We start from the raw sequence: 18,103 nt of genomic DNA on the forward strand, positions 1-18,103 counted from the left end.
GGCAGCGCATCGGCCGAGGTCCTCCCCCGCGGCTGACCGCGCGGTTGGGCTACGCGCTGTCCGGCGCGCCGGCGCGGCTGCGCCAACAGGGCGCTTCCTCGGCCGGGAAGGCCATGCCTATCGCCACGTAGTACCGGAGCATGCCGAAGTGCCGGTGATCCTGGCCGGCATGACGTCCTCGTCTTGGGAGATGGCTTCGCGGGCGAGGGAGAGCAGGTCCGGTGAGCGGGGTGGTCAGCACCTGGCGGGTGGCGAGGACCATGCGGCGGACGTGCTCCGAGGGCGGGCCCGCTCGCAGGAGCCGTCCTCGGCCAGCTGCCGCATCCGAGCCGCCGTCAGCGGCCAGTGACGGGCGGATCCCGAGCCGGTGCAACGTCTCGTCCCGGCCGCCGGACTCGAGGTCAGGTGGAGGTCGAGGTCGAGGCACCTGGGGACGTTCGGGCTCTCGGTCGGCGGCCCGTAGAACCACTTGGTCACCTGCGGAGCCGGAGTGGCAGCGGCTGCCGTCCGGGAATCGGGGCAGGAGAGGGGCGGCGGGCGCCGGCGCTGCGGCGCCGGCTTCACCGACCGGTGGCTTCCAGGTCACGACTGCAGCCGCCGCCCGAAGGACCCGGCGAAGGGTCATCAGTGACCCGCGCGGCCAGCTCGGTGACGCTCGCGCCCCGTTCGGCCGCGCGGGCGCGGGCTACTCGCGTCCGACAGACGACACTGGACCCATGAGCGAGCACCGCTTCACCCTCGACGACACCAGCGCCAGCATCGCCCCGGCCGCTGTCCGCCCACCCCACTACCGGCACAAACTCCGATACGAGAAGCCGGCGGCGGCGGCCCGGACCAGTCCCGAGGGCCACACCCTGCGCGCTCTGTCCGACCTCACGGTGGTGACGTGTGCCTGCGGCCTCACCACCCCAGCGCTCCCGAACGACGACGCGCGACTCGCCTACGAGGCGCACCGTAACGAGATCCGTGACGAATTGGCCTGAGCACCGGCCGAGGAGCCGGTCGCGTCGCGGACCAGACCCTCCGGCATCACGCGGCGCCGCAGGTCGGCCCACCGGTCGGCGCCTTCCGGCTTCGTGCGGGCGGCCTGCTGTCCGGACTGCCCGTCGAGATCCTCGGCCGGCTCCGATCCGATCGCGTGATGCGACGGCCGACATCACTGCGGCCCTACGGCCCCGAGGGCGGTAGGCCGCCCAAACACGGCGGCGACGTCGTCTTCGGCGACCCCGGCACCTGGGGCACCGAGCCGGCCGTGACGACCACGGACACCAGGCTCTACGGGGAGGCGACTGCGGCAGGCATGGGACCGGCTGCGCCCCAGGTTGGCCCCCTGGCGGCGTAGCTTGGCCACGACGGGCCGCTGCCCATCATCGAGGGCACGGTCGTGGAGAAGCTGCCCGATAACGGGGTCAACGAGCCGATCTGGTGGTGGCGGCCGGGCGCCTACGTCACCCCCGACGACGTGGAGCACACGTGCCGCCTGTTCAAGCGGACGCTCGGGTGGACGAAGCTCCGGCATAGCAGCGCGGAAGAACCAACGAAGCCATCGCGGTCACCGCGAACACCGCAACCGGCCACCGCCCCAGCCGCACCCAGAACGTCCTCACAGGACGCGACGCGACCCGCGACCGCCACGGCATCCCCGGTCCCCGAAAACCCCGGTAAGAGCAGTCAGCACGACAACTCCCCCAGGAACAACCACGGGATGACGCAACCTCACCACACCACAGGGCCGCACACGCCACTCCACCCTTATGATCAACGGAACCCCACCACCACACAGCACGGCACCAGCCGCCAGGCCCGGCACCACACCACCCGCCCGGCCCGGCAGAGCGCCCGGAGACCACCGGCACAGCAGAGCACGGCACGGCACGACCTGCCGAACCCGGCACCGCACAGCACCACTGGCACCACCCCTGGCACGACCCGGCACGATCCGCCACGCCCGGCACGGCACCTACCGGAACACCAGAGAGGAACCCACGTGGAAACTGCACGAACCGCAACCCTGGTCGCCGCGACCATCACCGCCGGACTCATCAGCGGCCTCTTCTACGCATTCACCGTCGCCGTCATGCCCGGCCTCGCCCGCAGCAGCGATAGAACCACCATCGAAACCATGCAGAACATCAACAAGGCCATCCTCAACGGCTGGTTCATACTCGCCTACCTCGGCGCACCCCTCCTCATCACGACCACCCTGATCCTCCACGCCACCGACCCTGACACCCGAGACACCATCCCCCCACTCGCCGCCGCGCTCGTCACCTACCTCGCCACCGTGATCATCACCGCCCGCATCAACATCCCCCTCAACAACGCCCTCGAACAGGCCGGACCCTCCGAACACCACACCGACCCCACCATCCACACCACCCGCACCACCTATGAAACGCCCTGGAACAAGGCGAACACCTGGCGCACCATCCTCACCACCCTCACCCTCGCCCTCCTCGCCTACGCCCTCACCCTCCACTGACCCCGACACGCCCAAGACCACCTACGGCCGCTCGAAAAGCAACATCCCACCGGGGCTGGTGGTGGAGCGGGCGGCGGGCGGTGAGACCTGTGGCGCGGCCGGAAGCGGGTGGTCATGGCCTGACGGCAGTCGCGGTGAAGGCACATGGGGCTTGCCCTCGACGACGTGGTCGAAGTCGTCGCTGTCGTCGTCCGGCTGACCTGCGAGGGCATGAACGCCGACCGCGCGGTGTCGTTGACGGCGGTGCTGATGGCCGGCGCGTCTTCAGTGACGCCCGAGCCCGTCCGAGACGGTCTGTTCGGTCGAAGGGCAGCAGGGCGGGGTGCGGCACCGGCCCACATCCGCAGGGCGGGCAGGCGCTGACTGGGAGGCGGCCACGCCCCGCGTCCCCAGCCCGGCCGGCTCGCTGACGGCCTTCCTTGACCAGCGCAAGCTGCTTGCAGGGCGGATCGAGGAACTCCTGGAGGGCCTACCCTCCTGCTGAATCCTGCCCCCCCGGATGCCGGGAGTCGGGATCAGGACCGGAGCCCCGATCCTGATCGAGATCGGCGACGGCGACGGCGACACCTTCCCGACCGCCGACGACCTCGCCCGCAGTTCCGGATCCTCTCGGCCTTGGGCGATCCGGCATTGCGTGCCGACTACGACAGGGAGATCAGCCAGGGCAAGCACCTCCTCTGCGCGATGCTCCGCGACGGCGCCTTCTACGAATCCGGCCGACGGCCGCGGTCACTTGACCATCGGCTGTGCCAGGAGGACGACCCGGTCGGCCTCGACGTCGAAGCCGAGCACCGGATGGCCGTAGTCGCCCTCCGGATCCATCAGGACCGGCTTGCCCAACCGCCGCCCGATCTCCCGCAAGAAGCCGCAGAACACATCGAGTCGCTCCTGGCCCTGCAACTCCCGCAGGTCGACATCGAAGTCGATGACCTCGTCGTCCTTGAAGCGGAAGATCGCCAGAACGTCGGGAGTCGGCCAGACCCGCAGGTCCGGGCACTCGGCGTCCGCCGGGCGGGACAGCACGGTCTCCGCCCGGGGCACCGGCAGCACCGTCTCGCCCTCGGAGTACCGGCACTTCCAGCCCCTCGACACGACAAGATCGAGGACCGCCTGCCAGTCCTCCGCCGAACTGCCCGGAACACGCAGATCCGGCAACGCCCCCATCAGGTCCGGGTCGAAGAAGCAGCGCACGTCATCCCACAGAAGATCAGCCACACCGCCATGCTGCCCGGCTCCCCGATCCGACGCAGCCCCATTCCCTCGACCGGAGAGACGGGGGCACCCACCCGCCGTTGTCCCCGCATACGATCCGCTCGGGTGAACCGGCCAGGTCCTGCATCGCTGCGTCGGGCCGGGTGACGGCTTCTCCGTCCCCCGGACTTCCACCTGCGCAGCAGGCCCGCCCGGCTCACCCGAGTGCGGCGTGATCGTCGGATCAGATGATGCCCTGCGCCAGCATCGCGTCCGCGACCCGCTCGAAGCCGGCGATGTTCGCGCCGGTGACGTAGTCGCCCGGGGCGCCGTACCGCTCCGCGGTCTCGTGCGCGACGGCGTGGATCGAGCGCATGATGGCGGCGAGCTCGTCCTCCACCCGCTGTGCGCTCCAGGCCACCCGGCCGGCGTTCTGGCTCATCTCGAGGGCGCTGACCGCGACCCCGCCCGCGTTGGCGGCCTTGCCGGGCCCGAACGCGACCCCGGCCTCCTGCAGGATCCGTACGGCCTCGGGAGTGGTCGGCATGTTGGCGCCCTCGGAGACCGCCTTGACCCCGCCCGCGACGAGCGTACGGGCGTCCTGGGCATCCAGTTCGTTCTGCGTGGCGGAAGGGAAGGCGACGTCCGCCGGCACCTCCCAGACCCGCCCGCCCGGCACGAACCGCGCCGAGGATCCGCGCCGCGCCGCGTAGTCGCTCACGCGCCCGCGCTCGACCTCCTTGACCTGCTTGAGCAGTGCGAGATCGATGCCCTTGTCGTCGACCACGTAGCCGCGGGAGTCCGAGCAGGTCAGCGGGTTCGCGCCGAGCTGCTGGAGCTTCTCGATCGTGTACAGCGCGACGTTGCCGGAGCCGGAGACCACCGCTGTCAGTCCGTCCAGCGACTCGCCCCGGACCTTCAGCATCTCGGCGGCGAACAGCACACTGCCGTAGCCGGTCGCCTGCGGCCGGATCGCGGAGCCGCCCCAGCCCTGCCCCTTGCCGGTCAGGACCCCGGCCTCCCAGCGGTTGGTGATGCGCCGGTACTGGCCGAAGAGGTAGCCGATCTCGCGGCCGCCGACGCCGATGTCCCCGGCGGGCACGTCGGTGTGCTCTCCGATGTGCCGGTGCAGTTCGGTCATGAAGGACTGGCAGAACCGCATGACCTCGGCGTCCGACCGGCCGTGCGGGTCGAAGTCGCTGCCGCCCTTGCCGCCGCCGATCCCGAGGCCGGTCAGGGCGTTCTTGAAGATCTGCTCGAAGCCGAGGAACTTCACCACACCGATGTCCACCGACGGGTGGAAGCGCAGACCGCCCTTGTACGGACCGAGGGCACTGTTGAACTCGACGCGGTAGCCGCGGTTGACGTGGACCCGGCCCCGGTCGTCCTGCCACGGGACACGGAAGACGATCTGCCGTTCGGGCTCGGTGAGCCGCTCCACCAGGGCCGCGGCCGGGTCGGCGTACTCGGGCCGGGCGGTGAAGACGGGGGCCAGGGTCTCGAGGACCTCCCGTACCGCCTGGTGGAACTCGGGCTGCGCGGGATTGCGGCGCTCGATCTCGGCCCGCAGTGCTTCCAGCCTGTCCTTCGAGTCCTTCACGTGTGTCCCTCCAGGGAGTGCGCGGTGCGCAGACGACGGCAGGTCCATGGTGTCCGCGGGTCCGCGAATACCGGTTGATTTCGGGCGCGGCGCGCTCCGAACATTTGCTTTCGGAAAAGTTTTTCCGGAGCGTGCCCCTCTTGCGGAGGCTACCGCGCACGGGGCTGCTCTGGGGAAGGCTTCTGCCCTGCGGACAAAAACGCCTGCGCCGTCGGGCCGCGACCGCGGCCCGACGACCACACCTCGGCCGACGGTCAGGCTGTGGTTGCGGAGTCGTTGCTCAGGCGTCGGGCGAAGGCCCGGGCGGCGATCAGGTCGTCCTCGTCGGGACGCTGCTTGTTGATGCCCCCGATCAGCCGGAACGGCATCCACGTGTCGAGCGCGCGGCAGGTGAAGGTGTCCGCCACCTCGAAGCCCCTGTCTTCGAGCAGGCGCACCAGCGGACGGGTGAACGGCGCGAACGCCGGCTCCGGCAGGCCGCTCGTGGCGAAGACGAAAGCCCGCCCCAACGGCCTCGGCCCCGACCGCGGCACAGCCCGGACGAACCCGAGCAGGTCCCGGTGCATCCGCTGCGAGAAGACGCCGGAGCCGAAGCCCACGAGGTCGTAGCCCGGCAGGTCCGAGACCTCCACCTCATCCGGCGCGACCACCCGGGCATCGAGCACTCCGGCCATGGCATCCGCCACGCGACGGGTGTTGCCGTGGGATACCGACGTGCATACGAGCAGAGTCTTCATCAGTTTTCCCTTCGTCTGTCGTCTCGTAGCGGAGACCGGACGCGCACGCCGGATGTGACAACGCCGTCGCGTGGCAGTCAGGTGAAGTTGAGGGTCCGGTCGACGAACACGAACGTCAGGTGGGCCACCGGCGGCTTCTCCTGGAACTCCGGCCCCACGACGGCCGGCGCCCGCGCGTCGGCGAACAGGCTCTCCGCGTCGGCCGGTTCCTGGAGCGGCACGTCCATCAACGCCTCGCCGACCGAGGTCTGCCCGGGCACGGCGCCCTCGTGCACCGGTCACGGTCCGGGATCGGCGCCGCGGATCGGCGCCGCGGATCGGCCGGGCTCCTGGCGGTGGTGGCGCACGGCGGCCTACCCGGCCTACGACGGCGTACGGCCTGTGCACGTACCTCACCTGCGGCGCCACGGGTCCGCCGCGTCGAGACGCCCCGGCTGTGCAAGTTATCCCATATCTGATGTTTCGTGGGGCAGGCTGGTTCCCGCCAGGAGCGTCAGCACGCGGTCGGCCTCGGCCGGCCTTCGACAGGCAGGAGCAGAGCCATGGCGGAGAGCCCCGAGGTGTCCGACAGCCCCACGCAGCCACCCCCGCGCGACTGCGTCAACGAGCCGATCGCCGGGATCATGGCCGAGTTCGTGGGCGAGCGGATGGGGGACCGCGTCGCCCAGGGGCAGGATCCCCTCCTGCGCCCGGTCTTCGTCAAGTTCCACGGGGCGGCCCGCGGCGTGCTGACGGTCGCCCCCGATCTGCCGCCCGGGTTCCGCATCGGATTCCTCCAGGCCGCGGCGGAACAGGGCGGCCTGACCGCCTGGGTGCGCATCTCCAGCGACACCCAGCCGGACCGGCCGGATCTGCGCAGGACCGTCGGGTGGGGCATCAAGCTGTTCGGCGTGCCGGGGCCGAAGCTGCTTGCGGACGACACCCGGGCCGACACACAGGATCTCGTACTCCAGAACCACGACGTCTTCTTCGTCGACACGGCCCGGGACATGTGCGAGTTCCAGCTGGACCAGGCGGCGTACCAGCAGCAGCACCCCCTCACCCGGCAGATCCTCGCGGACATGCGCAAGCCCGTCGAGAGCACGCTCACGTCCACGTACTGGGGTGTGCTGCCGTACTCCTTCGGGCCGGACCGGCACGTGAAGTACAAGCTCGTCCCGGCCGGCTGCGCGGACGGGAATCCCCTGGCGGCGCCGCCGGACGAGGACCCCTCCTTCCTGCGCGGGGACCTGCGCCACCGCCTGGCCGCCGGCCCGGCCGTCTTCGACCTGCTGCTCCAGTTCCGGACGGACCCGGACAGCATGCCGCTGGACCGGGCCACCGTGCGCTGGGAGGAGGGCGAGAGCGCGCCCGTGAAGGTGGCGAGGCTGACTCTGCATCAGCAGGACACGACCGCACGCGGACAGGAGCAGTACGGGGACAACCTCGCCTTCAACCCCTGGCACAGCCTGTCCGAGCACCAGCCCGTCGGCAGCATCGCCGAGGCCCGCAAGGTCGTCTACCACGCGTCGGCGGCCCGGCGGCGCGACGCCAACGGCATTCCGGCGGCGGAGCCCGGTCCCGCGCGGCCGGCGGCCGCCGAACCACACGGACGCGACACCCGGATCGTACGGGCCGCCGTACACCCGGCGATCGGGGTGGCCCGCGTCGGCGACAGCGCTGAGGAGTTCTTCCTCGCTCCGGAGGTCGACGGGGCTCCCCCGCCGGCCACCGGCACGTACAAGGACGCGACGGGCGCGCTCAAGCGGCAGGCCGTCCGGTTCCGGGTGTACGGCTACAACGCCGCCGGTGAGGCGGTGGCCGAGCTGACTGCGGACAACGCCGACCTGCGGTGGACCGTGAACGTGGCCAACAAGAAGGCCGCCTGGTACCAGTTCCAGCTGGCCCTGGACATCCCCGAGGCGGAACAGGCACCCGCGACCACGCTGCGCAACGTCACCACGGTGCCCGCCGGGGAACGCGACCGGCTGGTCATCGCCCCCGGGCCCCGCTCGATCCGGGGCCGCGAACGCGCGGGGAAGCCGGAGTACGCGTTCGACACGGGCACGTTCCTGGGGCGACCCGTCTACCTGGGCGAGCTGCGCACCGATGGCGCCGGCCGCCTGCTCTTCCTCGGCGGGCGCGGGGAGTCCGCCTCGTACCCCACCGCCCAGGCCACACACTTCGCCAACAACGACGGCTGGCACGACGACACCTGCGACGGCCCGGTCACCGCGCAGGTCCGCATCGACGGCAGGAGCGTCCCGGTCGATCCGGCCTGGGTGGTGGCCGCTCCCCCGAATTTCGCACCGGAGCTGCAGTCGGTGCGCACGATGTACGACCTGATGCGCGACACCTTCGTGGCCGCGGGCATGCTGGCGCCCCCGGAGCGGGTCTCGTTCACGCACGACGTGCTGCCGGTGCTGCGCCGCCTGTGCGAACTGCAGTGGGTCAACCGTGGCTTCGCGGCCCTGTTCGGTCACGGTGGGCGCGAGCACTTCCTGGCCCCCGAGCGGCTGGCGGAGCTGGCCGGCCACGGCACCCGGCGCGACGAACTGCGCCGGCAGATCTGGGCGATGATGCGCGATCCCGACCGCGACGGGCTCTCCCCCGTGCCCTGGCCGCCGATCTACGGCGACTCGATGAGCGTGCGGCCGGTCTCCGCGCGGCAGCACCTGGCGCTCTCCCCGTTGCAGTACGACATGCTGGCCCGCTGGGCCGCCGGGGACTTCGACGCCGACTACGATCCCCGGGCCACGCCGCCCACGGTGCTCGACGGCCTGCCGCTCGCGCAGCGTCCGGCGGCCCTCGACCGGGCCGCCCTCTCGTACTGCCTGGCCGACGCCTTCCACCCCGGCTGTGAGCTCACCTGGCCGATGCGTCACGCCACCTTGTACTCCGCGCCCTTCCGCGTGCGCCACCGCGACCCCGCCCGGCCCGAACCCGGTTACGGCTCCACGCTCACCCCGCAGACGGCGCTCGCCGTGGACGGTCCTGTGTACGCCCAGGAGCCGGGCGGTCTGACCCGCTGGATGGCCGTGCCCTGGCAGACCGACGCCGCCCGCTGCCGCTCCGGGTACTACCTGGGTTTCGGGCCGCGGTACGACCCGTACCTGCCCACCTTCTGGCCGGCGCGGGTGCCCAACCACGTGTTGACGGACGAGAACTACCGGACCGCCGTCGACCCCGCCGCCGACCCCGAGGACCGTCGCACCGCCTTCGAGGACAGGGCGGTGTGGGACAGATGGCTGCCCTCCGATCGCATCGCCCAGATGAACGCCATGATCAAGGACTTCGGCAAGCTCGGCATCGTCGCACGGCGGGAGGGCCCCGCCGCCGGTGACGGAGGCGGTACCGCCGCCGGCACCGGCTCCGGTGACGCGGTGAGTCTCCCCGCGGCCATGCTGGTGGAGTCCGAGGTGAGCTTCCCTCACGAACAGGCTCCGCCCCCGCTGCGGAACCTGGTGAGTCTGCACGTGCCCGAGGCCGCCGATCCCGCGGTGCGGGAGGAAGCGGTGGCCGCCGCCATCGCCGCGGCCGACCGGCCCGACGAGGAGGTGCTGGCGGGGTACTTCGAGAAGGTCGCCCGCTTCCCGGAGACGCCGTGACCGCTCGGACCGGCCCGGTTCCCCTCGCCGGGCGTTTCGAGGCCGTCGTGGCCGGGGGCGGCCCGGCCGGGGCCGTCGCCGCTCTGGTCCTGGCCCGGGCCGACCGACGTGTCCTGCTGGTGGACGGGGGCCCGACGGGCGCGCCCTCCGCCGCCTTCACGATCGGGGAGACCCTGCCGCCCGCGGCCCGGCCACTGCTCGACGACCTGGGGCTCTGGGCCGCCTTCGCCGCCGGCGCGCACCTGAGCTGCCCGGGCACCTACGCGTCCTGGGGATCGGCCCGGTTGCACGGCCACAGCCACCTGCTCGACCCGCACGGCCACGGCTGGCACCTCGACCGCGACCGGTTCGACGCCTTCCTGCGCGAAGCCGCGGTGGCCGCGGGCGCGCTGATCCGGCGGGCCGTCGTGATCGGCCACCGCAGTGCGGCCGGGGAGCAGCACCTGCTGGTGCGGGAGCGGCGCGGCGCCGTACGGGAGCTGCGCTCGGGCTGGGTCGTGGACGCGACGGGCCGCCGCGCCCTCATCGGCCGCCGCCTGGCCCGGCGCCGCCGGCAGGACCGGCTCGTGGCCGCGTACACGCTGCTCGGCGCGCGCGGAGTGGGCGGAGTGGGCGGCCACGCCGGGGACCAGGAGCTGCGTACCCTCGTCGAGGCGGTGCCCGAGGGCTGGTGGTACACCGCCAGGGTCCCCGCCGGGCGGGTGGTCGCCCATCTCACCGACGCCGACCTCGCCGCTGACCGGCTGCGCACGGCGGACGGATTCCGGTACGCGGCGGCGCGTACCCGGCACGTACGGGAGCGCCTGAGCGGCTACGACCCGGCCGACTCCCCCGCGCCGTACTGGACGGCCGCCCACGGACTGCGGCTGTCCCCGCCGGCCGGACCCGGATGGGTCGCCGCCGGGGACGCCGCGATCGCCTTCGACCCCCTGTCCTCCCAGGGCATCCTCACGGCCCTGCACACCGGGGCCCACGCCGGCCGGGCCGTCGACCGGTGCCTGGCCGGCGACACGGGCGCCCTCGCGTCCTACGCCTCGTTCCTGGACGGCGTCGCGGACGCCTACCACCACCATCACGCCCAGTCCTACGCCGAGGAGCGGCGGTGGCCGGAGCACCCGTTCTGGCGCCGCCGGAACGGGTGGCCGCACTGACCGGGCGGGTGGTCGGCGGGAGGCGATCCGGTGGCGGGGCGAGAGAAGTCACCGTCCGCGGCGGTTGATCCAGGCGACCGACCGGCACGGCCACAACCACCTACGGACGCTCGAAAAGCTGCAGCACCCCGCCGAACGAGAAGCACAGCGCACCGGTCAGCGTCGCCCAGTTGGCGATGTCGACGTTGACCAGGCTTCCGGTGGCGGGGCGGGTGAACGCCGCCAGCGCCGAGACCATGAAGAGGATCGAACCGAATTGGTTCACCGCCACGACCCACCACCCGAGACTGAGGGAGCGGACACACGGCCAGGACCGGTGGCAGATCTCGGCGAACGCGAAATGCCCCGACACGAGGAACAGCGCGCACCCGATCACGTCAGGAGTCCAGATCAGCCGATTGACCTCCCGGACGGTGAGGCCCTCCAGAAAGGAGTCCAGCAGATTGACCCCGAACACGAGCGTCCCGGTGAACAGGACGAACGTGCTCAGCCAGTCCAGCCGCATCGGCTCGTACCCCCACCACCGCCAGCCGGCCGTGACCAGGGAACCGCCGCCCTCGGCGTGCCGGGGCGCGTTCAGCACCTGCAGGACCGAGACATAGCCCCCGGTGCTGAAGAACAGACCCCCGACGAGGTACACCCACGCGCTGACGAGCGGATCACCCGAACCGAACTGCGAGACCGCGGCGCCGACGGCGAACAACGCCCCTCCGATGACGAACGCACCGGAAGCGACGACGTTGAGCCTGCGCAGACGGCGCAATGCCCCGGGATCGGCGGCCGAGACGCGGCCGGCCGTGTCCCCCGGGCCCCGGACCGACAGCGTGCCGCGCTTGCGCGCCAGCCGCGAATCCCAGACCACCGTCTCCCCCTCGGGACGCCGCCAGGTACGCCGGGTGATGAACGGTCCTGCGCCTTCGACGCTCTCCAGAGGCTGTCCCACGATCTGAGACTAGTGCCGAGGGCGACACCCGCCCGTCAGCGAAACGAACCCGCCGCCCGCGACGCCCCCAGGCGGGAGGGAGCGGTGTTGCCGTGACCCGGGTGGTGGAATCCCGGGTGCCGGATGCGTGGTGAACACGCACAGTGGGTGCTCAGGGCGATGCGACCGCCCGGAACGGAAGTGCGGCGAATGGCCTCGGGTACGCCCGTGCACCTCGTACGAGTCGGACTCGGGCGGATGGATAGCGGTCCCGTACGTCGTGCCATGGAGCGCCCCGGCGCCGACGCGTGAGGATGCCCGCATGACCCAGCCCGCCCAGCCCGCCCGGTCCGCCCAGTCCCCCGGGGCGAACCCGGCCGACCACGTCATCGTCCTCTTCGGCGCCACGGGAGACCTGGCCCGGCGCAAGCTGCTGCCCGGCCTGTTCCATCTCGCCAAGGCGGGGCTGATGCCGCGGCGCTACCGCATCGTCGGCTCGGCCCCGGCGGCCGAGGCCCTGAGCGACCAGGATTTCCGCGCCCACGCACGGCAGGCCGTGGAGGAGTTCGGACGCTCGCGCCCCGAGGGTCCCGTATGGCAGGAGTTCGAGTCCGCCCTGTCCTTCGGCTCGGCCGGCCCGGAGGCCCCGGAGCCGCTGGTGGAGGCGGTACACACGGCCGAGCGGGCCGTCGGCGGCACTCCGCGACGGCTCTTCCACCTCGCCGTCCCGCCCGTCGCGTTCACCTCGATGGTCGAGCTCCTCGGTGCCACGGGCCTCGCCCAGGACGCCCGTGTCATCGTCGAGAAGCCCTTCGGGACCGACCTCACGTCCGCTCGCGCGCTCAACGGGGCCATCCACGCCGTGTTCGACGAGTCCCGCGTGTTCCGCATCGACCACTTCCTCGGCAAGGAGGCGGTGGACAACATCCTCGCCCTCCGGTTCGCCAACGGCCTCTTCGAACCCCTCTGGAACCGCGAGCACATCAGCCATGTGCAGATCGACGTGCCCGAGCAGATCGACATCCAGGGCCGCGCGCACTTCTTCGAGGGCACCGGAACCTTCCGCGACATGATCGTCACTCATCTCTTCCAGCTGCTCGGGTTCGTCGCCATGGAGCCGCCGGTCGTCCTCGACGCGCAGTCGCTCCGGGACGAGCAGGTCAAGGTCTTCCGCAGCATGCGGCCGCTGGATCCCGCGCACGTCGTCCGCGGACAGTACACGGGCTACCGCGCCGAGCCCGGGGTCGATCCGGCCTCGGACACCGAGACCTTCGCCGCCCTGCGCGTCGAGATCGACAACTGGCGCTGGGCCGGTGTCCCGTTCATCCTGCGCTCGGGCAAGGCACTGGCCGAGGGCAGGCACGTCGTCACGCTGGGGCTGCGCGAGCCCGTCCTCGGCATGTTCCCCCTGAACGCGCGTGCGGCCGTCGACGGCCGGGGCAACGAACTCGTCATCGACTTCGCCGATCCCGGCTCCATCACCGCCCGATTCCTCGTCAAGGAACCCGGCCCCTCCATGCAGTTGGCGGAGGCCGACATGGTCTTCGGCTACCGGAGCTCCTTCACCGCCGACAACTCCCTGGAGGGTTACGAGCACCTCCTCCTGGAGGCCATGCTCGGCGACCAGTCCTTCTTCACCCGGTCCGACGGCATCGAACGCCTGTGGGAGATCTCGGCCCCGTTGCTGGAGGCACCCCCGCCCGTGGAGCCGTACGCCCCCGGAACCTGGGGGCCCGACAGCATCGACGCGCTCGTCGCCCCGCACCGCTGGCACCTGCCCGACCGACGACACTGACGAGACACGGGCGGACCGGCGTGACGCTCCGAGGAGTCTGAGGACCGGTCACCGGTGGGTCGGGGCAGGACTGGTCAGCCGGTCCACATCTGCCAGCGGGCACGGGGTGGGTCGCAGCGGCCGGAGTCGACGGCTTGCCGGTAGCCGCGGTCGGCGAGTTCCTTGTGCGACCACACGCGGCCGTTCGCGTCAGGGACGCCGTGCCCGTTGCCGTCAGTGAGCCTGGAGATCGCGTAGGTACAGTCGGGACGCACGGTCTGCGTGGCGTACCAGCCGAGCGCGACAGCGGTCAGGCCGATGGCTGCGCAGGCGACACCGAGGCGTTGTCGTGGACTGCCGACTCTGCGAAGGGTCACCTGCGCATCGTACAGATGACAGCACCAGCCCTGCCGTGGCGCCGGGACGCACGTGGTCAGAGGGGCTGAATCCGCCTGCGCAGGAGGCAGAATTCGTTGCCCTCCGGGTCGGCGAGGACGTGCCAGTTCTCGGTGCCGGTCTGGCCGACGTCTGCGGGCCTGGCGCCGAGGGCCAGGAGCCGCTCCAGCTCGGCGTCCTGGTCGCGGTCGGTGGGGTTGACGTCGATGTGCAGTGGGAGCTTCCCGGTCCGCGGGGTGCTGCTGGGGCTGAGGACGAGGGTGGGCTGCGGGCCGCCGAAGCCGGCGTCGGGCGGCCCGATCTCGATGCTTCCGTCGTCCTCCCGGCCCAGTTCGACGTAGCCGAGGACCTCGCTCCAGAAAGCGGCGAGTCGGGCGGGGTCTGCGGCGTCGATGACCAGCTCACTGATGCGGCATGCCATGCCCGTCAGTCTACGGAGGGAACCCGGGAGTCCGCCGTCGGCCGCGCGCTGGGCCGCCTGGGCTTCGGGCGGTTCCGGCATCGGCATCCTCGCCCCGCAGCGAGAACGTGACGGCGCGGGGCGAGGATCAGGACCAGCTGCTAGAGGGAGGCCGGGGCCACGGGGTGGAAGTTGACGCGTTCACGGACCACGGGGAAGCCGGCCTTGGCGAAGTTCGCGGCCATGGGGAAGTTGCCCCGGTCCGTGGCTCCGGTGACGGCCTCGGCGCCGTGCTCCACCAGGAAGTGGGTGCACTCCGCGAGGAGGTCGTAGGCGTAGCCGCGGCCGCGGTGTTCCGGGAGGACACCGATGAAGCCGATGGTCGGTCCGGAGGGGTTGTGCGCCGGGATGTGGATGCCGGCCAGGTCGCCCTCGGGTGTACGGGCGGTCTGCCACCACTCCCGCGGGGACGGGCACCAGTGGAAGAAGTCGAGCTCCTCCTGGGCGGCCTGGTCGAGGCCGCCCTCCGCTATGGCCTTGAGTGCGTGGGCGTCGAGGGTGGCCGCGTGGATGCGGCGCAGCGCGTCGAAGAAGACCGCGTCGTCGGGTTCGGCGCCGAAGACGAGGCGGCCGGGCCGTTCGGGGAGTCCGCGTTCCGGGGTCCAGCGGTAGAGGAAGCGTTCGACCAGGAGCTCGTAGCCGGCCGCCCGGGCGGCGGCGAAGCGCGTCTCGGTGGCGGCGGCCAGGTCGGGGTGGTCCCGCCAGTCGCCGGGGAGGTTGATCTCGAGCTCGACCTGCCAGGGGGCGGAGCGCAGGAGTTCGGCTCCCGCCTCCACCTCGCCTTCGGCGACGTCGAACCAGTTGACGTTGACGGGTTCCTTGTCATCGGTGCCGCCCCACCAGGCCCCACGGGCGACGACCGTGCCGTCGCGCAGGGCCACGCGCTTCCAGTCGGGCCGGTGCGTGGTGCGCTCGTGGGCGGCGCGGGCGTTCAGCGGATCGGGGTGTGCGTCGAACAGGTGGGCGTCGCTCTCGTCGAGCGCGCGGATGACCAGATCGGTCATGGATTCCTCCGGGATGTGTACTGCGTGGGGCGCTCCCGGTCTCGGATCAGACGAACCACACCGGGGTAACGGGGAGGGAGCGCTGGATGGTTGTGATCTGCACGGCACTCGCCTCCTTCCGTTCGTCTCGCGCGACGTGGTCCGGTGCCGGACGATACTTGATCACCAACAGGTCCGTCCACGCAATTGAGGAGCCGCTCGGCAGGGCGCCCGCGTGGCGCGGAGAAGCGGAGAAGAAGAGACCGGGCCCTGGATCCGGTATCGGGAACGGTGTACGCGTTCCCGGAGGGCGCGATCGGTTACGTCGAACTGCACCGGGACGTCGAGTCCCTCGTGTTCGCTCCGGTCGAGCTGCGCAAGGTCGAGACCGATCGTGGCAACGGCGTCGCGCCAGAGGTGCTTGCCGCCCGCTTCCGGGAGGCCGTCGGGACGTTCGACCCGACGGTGTTTCACCGACGAGGAATCCCAGTGGAGCCTTGCCATGGAAGGGCTCGCACACGGGATCTGGTGAACGGTCCCGCCGGCTGCGCAAGCACCCGAGCGGATGAACATGTGAAGATCATCGGGTTGATGCCGACCTGAGGAGGGGCGAATTGGCCGCTGTGGTGCTCGTTCACGGGCTGTATCACCGTCCTGAGCACTTCGCCGAGGTGGCGGAGCGTGTGCGGGCTTCCGGTACCGAGGTTGCCGTTCCCGAGCTGCACCGGGGCTCCTTGCTCGCCGATACCGCCGCGGTCCAGGCTGCCGTCGACGCGCTGCCGGACCCGCCGATCCTGCTCGGCCACTCCTACGGCGGTTCGGTGATCACGGGGGTGCGCGGAGCAGGACACCTGGTGTACCTGGCGGCCTTCGTGCCGGATGCCGGTGAGAGCGCGGCCGGTCTGGGTGGGGCGTCCGCGCAGCTCCAGGAGGCGATCCGTCCCGGGCCCGACGGCTCGACCAGCCTGCGCCCGGACCTGGCTGCCGCCACCCTCTACGGCGACTGTCCCGAACCTCTCGCCGCGCGGGCGGTCGGCCTGCTGCGTGCCCAGGCCCCCGGCTGCGGGCGAGGAGTTCCGGAGCGCCACAGCTGGAAGGACACTCCCTCCACCTACGTGGTCTGCGCGCAGGACCGGGCCGTCGACCCGGTCCTCCAGCGGAAGATGGCTTCTCGCTGCACCGACGTGCGCGAGTGGCAGACGGGCCACTCCCCGTTCGCAGGACAGCCCCGACTCGTCGTCGAACTGCTGCAGGAACTGCTCGCATCCGCTCTCCGGCGCGGTGAGCGCGTGTGAGAGCACGGCTGCCGGTGTCCGTGTCCGCAGTCCGACGTACGGAGGCATGTGCGGTCGCTTCCGGAATCCGATGGCCTGTGCGGTGCTGACCTGCGACTATCTGCAGATGCTTATCCTTGCCGACGATCTCGGCCACCTTTCCTACACCGTCACCGGCGAAGGTTCGCCCGTGGTGCTCGTGCACGCCGGCGTCGCCGACCACACCATGTGGGACGCGGTCGTGCCCGCCCTCGCGGAGCGGAACACCGTCATCCGGTACGACCTGCGCGGCTTCGGCGAATCCGCGCCCCCGACCGGGCCGTTCAGTGAGACCGATGACCTGTGCCGGCTCCTGGACCACCTCGGTCACGAAAGCGTCCGGCTCATCGGCGCGTCCTGGGGCGGGCGGGTGGCCGTGAACTTCGCTCTCACCCACCCGGGCCGGGTCCGGTCGCTGACGCTGCTCGCCCCGCCGTGGCCCGGGTACGGCTGGTCGGCGGACATGGTGGCCTACGACGAGGCCGAGACGGCGGCCCTGGAGGCGGGTGACCTGGATGCCGCGGTCCGCGTGAACCTGGACATGTGGCTGCGCGGGCCCGGCCGCGGCTGGGAAGACGTCGCTCCGGGGCTGGCCGAACGGCTCCGTACCCCGGTACGGACGTCGCTGGTGAACCAGGACGCGGTCGGGGAACACTCCCTGGGTGGCGCGGCGGGCGACATCGCGACGATCGCCGTTCCCACCCTGGTCGGGATCGGCCTGCTCGACGTCGCCGACTTCCAGGACATCGCCCGCCGGTACGCCGCCGAGATCCCCGGCGCCGCCCTGGTCGAGTTCCCGACGGCGGCCCACCTGATCGCACTCGACGCGCCCACCGAACTCATCACGGCGCTCCGGCCGTTCCTCGCCCGCTGACGCGCGTACGGGGGCCTGCCGAAACCCAAGTGCCCCCGTACCCCGGGACGGTGCAGGATCTGTCCATGGACAACAAGGTCATGACACGGCTCGCCGAGGCGGTGTCGTCAGGTGCTCTGGTCCGCGTCCACCGGTCGGCGATCCGGGGCGCGGACCGGCTCGACGGTTTCGTCGTCGGTACCAGCGCGGCGTGGACGCTGATCGCCCTGTGCAGTGACGTCCGGCTCGACGGCTGGGCGGCGGTGCGTACCGCGGACGTCACCAAGGTCGGGTGGCGGGGCGGTCCGGACTGCCTGACCGTCCGGGCGCTGCGGCGGCGTGGGCGCTGGCCGGCCCGGGCGCCCGAGCCGGGGCTCGTCCTGGACGGGTTGGCGGAACTGGCCGAAGGCGCCTCCCGGGCCTTCGGGCTGGTGTCCCTGCACGTCGAGCGGGACGCGCCGGATGCCTGCTGGATCGGCGAGGTGGCCGCGGTACGGCCGAAGTCGCTGCGGCTGCGGGAGGTCGACACCGAGGCGCGGTGGCGCCCGGAGCTGTCGAAGTTCCGGTTCGAGGACGTCACCCGGGTGGGCTTCGGCGGGCGGTACGAGCGGACCCTGCTGGAGTTCGCCGGGCCGTATCGCTGACCGCGGGCTC

General features: G+C 71.7%; 19 protein-coding genes. 11 read left to right on the plus strand and 8 right to left on the minus strand.

Going from position 1 to position 18,103, the window contains the following annotated elements; all coding sequences use genetic code 11:
* Nucleotides 1-716 precede the first annotated feature (716 nt).
* The 4 genes from ACFY04_RS19415 to ACFY04_RS19430 all read left to right on the plus strand — a co-directional run bounded on the left by ACFY04_RS19415 (nt 717) and on the right by ACFY04_RS19430 (nt 2,845).
* Nucleotides 717-983 carry a hypothetical protein gene (locus ACFY04_RS19415; RefSeq protein ID WP_389118198.1) on the plus strand — a complete coding sequence of 89 codons (267 nt, stop codon included), beginning with the start codon at nt 717-719 and terminating at the stop codon, nt 981-983.
* Nucleotides 984-1,099: 116 nt separating this feature from the next.
* Nucleotides 1,100-1,342: a hypothetical protein gene (locus tag ACFY04_RS19420; protein WP_389118496.1), complete on the plus strand. Its 243-nt coding sequence runs from the start codon at nt 1,100-1,102 to the stop codon at nt 1,340-1,342.
* A gap of 645 nt (nt 1,343-1,987) precedes the next feature.
* The gene (locus ACFY04_RS19425; RefSeq protein ID WP_389118200.1) at nt 1,988-2,482 is read left to right on the plus strand and encodes a DUF1772 domain-containing protein; all 495 of its coding nucleotides are present in this window, start codon (nt 1,988-1,990) and stop codon (nt 2,480-2,482) included.
* Between the two features lie 144 nt (nt 2,483-2,626).
* On the plus strand, nt 2,627-2,845 hold the full coding sequence (locus tag ACFY04_RS19430) for a hypothetical protein (protein WP_389118202.1): 219 nt from the start codon (nt 2,627-2,629) through the stop codon (nt 2,843-2,845).
* A gap of 366 nt (nt 2,846-3,211) precedes the next feature.
* On the opposite strand, the gene ACFY04_RS19435 is transcribed toward ACFY04_RS19430, so the two are convergent.
* The 4 genes from ACFY04_RS19435 to ACFY04_RS19450 form a co-directional block, all read right to left on the minus strand.
* On the minus strand, nt 3,212-3,697 hold the full coding sequence (locus tag ACFY04_RS19435) for a hypothetical protein (protein ID WP_389118204.1): 486 nt from the start codon (nt 3,695-3,697) through the stop codon (nt 3,212-3,214).
* 220 nt (nt 3,698-3,917) lie between these two features.
* Complete coding sequence (gene gdhA / locus ACFY04_RS19440; protein ID WP_389118206.1) at nt 3,918-5,273, minus strand: NADP-specific glutamate dehydrogenase; 1,356 nt, start codon at nt 5,271-5,273, stop codon at nt 3,918-3,920.
* A 254-nt stretch (nt 5,274-5,527) separates the two neighbouring features.
* Nucleotides 5,528-6,010, minus strand: coding sequence for a flavodoxin family protein (locus ACFY04_RS19445; protein WP_389118207.1), 483 nt, complete (start codon nt 6,008-6,010; stop codon nt 5,528-5,530).
* Between the two features lie 77 nt (nt 6,011-6,087).
* Complete coding sequence (locus ACFY04_RS19450; RefSeq protein WP_389118209.1) at nt 6,088-6,270, minus strand: hypothetical protein; 183 nt, start codon at nt 6,268-6,270, stop codon at nt 6,088-6,090.
* Between the two features lie 282 nt (nt 6,271-6,552).
* Between ACFY04_RS19450 and ACFY04_RS19455 the strand changes: the two genes are divergently transcribed.
* A complete protein-coding gene (locus ACFY04_RS19455; RefSeq protein WP_389118210.1) occupies nt 6,553-9,597 on the plus strand; it encodes a LodA/GoxA family CTQ-dependent oxidase in 3,045 nt (1,014 codons plus the stop codon).
* Nucleotides 9,594-10,748 carry a tryptophan 7-halogenase gene (locus ACFY04_RS19460; RefSeq protein WP_389118211.1) on the plus strand — a complete coding sequence of 385 codons (1,155 nt, stop codon included), beginning with the start codon at nt 9,594-9,596 and terminating at the stop codon, nt 10,746-10,748. Before ACFY04_RS19455 ends, ACFY04_RS19460 begins: the two co-directional genes overlap by 4 nt.
* A gap of 100 nt (nt 10,749-10,848) precedes the next feature.
* Here the strand turns inward: ACFY04_RS19460 and ACFY04_RS19465 are convergent, their stop codons facing one another.
* A complete protein-coding gene (locus ACFY04_RS19465) occupies nt 10,849-11,691 on the minus strand; it encodes a hypothetical protein (RefSeq protein WP_389118212.1) in 843 nt (280 codons plus the stop codon).
* A 301-nt stretch (nt 11,692-11,992) separates the two neighbouring features.
* Between ACFY04_RS19465 and zwf the strand changes: the two genes are divergently transcribed.
* A complete protein-coding gene (gene zwf, locus ACFY04_RS19470; protein WP_389118213.1) occupies nt 11,993-13,465 on the plus strand; it encodes a glucose-6-phosphate dehydrogenase in 1,473 nt (490 codons plus the stop codon).
* Nucleotides 13,466-13,539: 74 nt separating this feature from the next.
* Here zwf and ACFY04_RS19475 read toward each other — a convergent pair whose 3' ends face one another.
* The 3 genes from ACFY04_RS19475 to ACFY04_RS19485 form a co-directional block, all read right to left on the minus strand.
* The gene (locus tag ACFY04_RS19475; protein ID WP_389118214.1) at nt 13,540-13,821 is read right to left on the minus strand and encodes a hypothetical protein; all 282 of its coding nucleotides are present in this window, start codon (nt 13,819-13,821) and stop codon (nt 13,540-13,542) included.
* A 56-nt stretch (nt 13,822-13,877) separates the two neighbouring features.
* The gene (locus ACFY04_RS19480; protein WP_389118215.1) at nt 13,878-14,261 is read right to left on the minus strand and encodes a VOC family protein; all 384 of its coding nucleotides are present in this window, start codon (nt 14,259-14,261) and stop codon (nt 13,878-13,880) included.
* 140 nt (nt 14,262-14,401) lie between these two features.
* On the minus strand, nt 14,402-15,304 hold the full coding sequence (locus ACFY04_RS19485; protein WP_389118217.1) for a GNAT family N-acetyltransferase: 903 nt from the start codon (nt 15,302-15,304) through the stop codon (nt 14,402-14,404).
* Nucleotides 15,305-15,574: 270 nt separating this feature from the next.
* On the opposite strand from ACFY04_RS19485, the gene ACFY04_RS19490 reads away from it, so the two are divergent.
* The 4 genes from ACFY04_RS19490 (at nt 15,575) to ACFY04_RS19505 (ending at nt 18,093) form a co-directional block, all read left to right on the plus strand.
* Nucleotides 15,575-15,886 (plus strand): hypothetical protein, encoded by a 312-nt coding sequence (locus tag ACFY04_RS19490; protein WP_389118218.1) that lies wholly within the window; start codon nt 15,575-15,577, stop codon nt 15,884-15,886.
* Between the two features lie 11 nt (nt 15,887-15,897).
* Nucleotides 15,898-16,578, plus strand: coding sequence for an alpha/beta hydrolase (locus ACFY04_RS19495; RefSeq protein ID WP_389118219.1), 681 nt, complete (start codon nt 15,898-15,900; stop codon nt 16,576-16,578).
* Between the two features lie 106 nt (nt 16,579-16,684).
* The gene (locus ACFY04_RS19500; RefSeq protein WP_389118220.1) at nt 16,685-17,470 is read left to right on the plus strand and encodes an alpha/beta fold hydrolase; all 786 of its coding nucleotides are present in this window, start codon (nt 16,685-16,687) and stop codon (nt 17,468-17,470) included.
* Between the two features lie 65 nt (nt 17,471-17,535).
* The gene (locus tag ACFY04_RS19505) at nt 17,536-18,093 is read left to right on the plus strand and encodes a hypothetical protein (RefSeq protein WP_389118221.1); all 558 of its coding nucleotides are present in this window, start codon (nt 17,536-17,538) and stop codon (nt 18,091-18,093) included.
* The last annotated feature ends 10 nt before the right edge of the window (nt 18,094-18,103 follow it).

It is taken from the genome of Streptomyces sp. NPDC001549 (assembly GCF_042894025.1).
Classification (GTDB): Bacteria; Actinomycetota; Actinomycetes; order Streptomycetales; family Streptomycetaceae; genus Streptomyces; species Streptomyces kutzneri.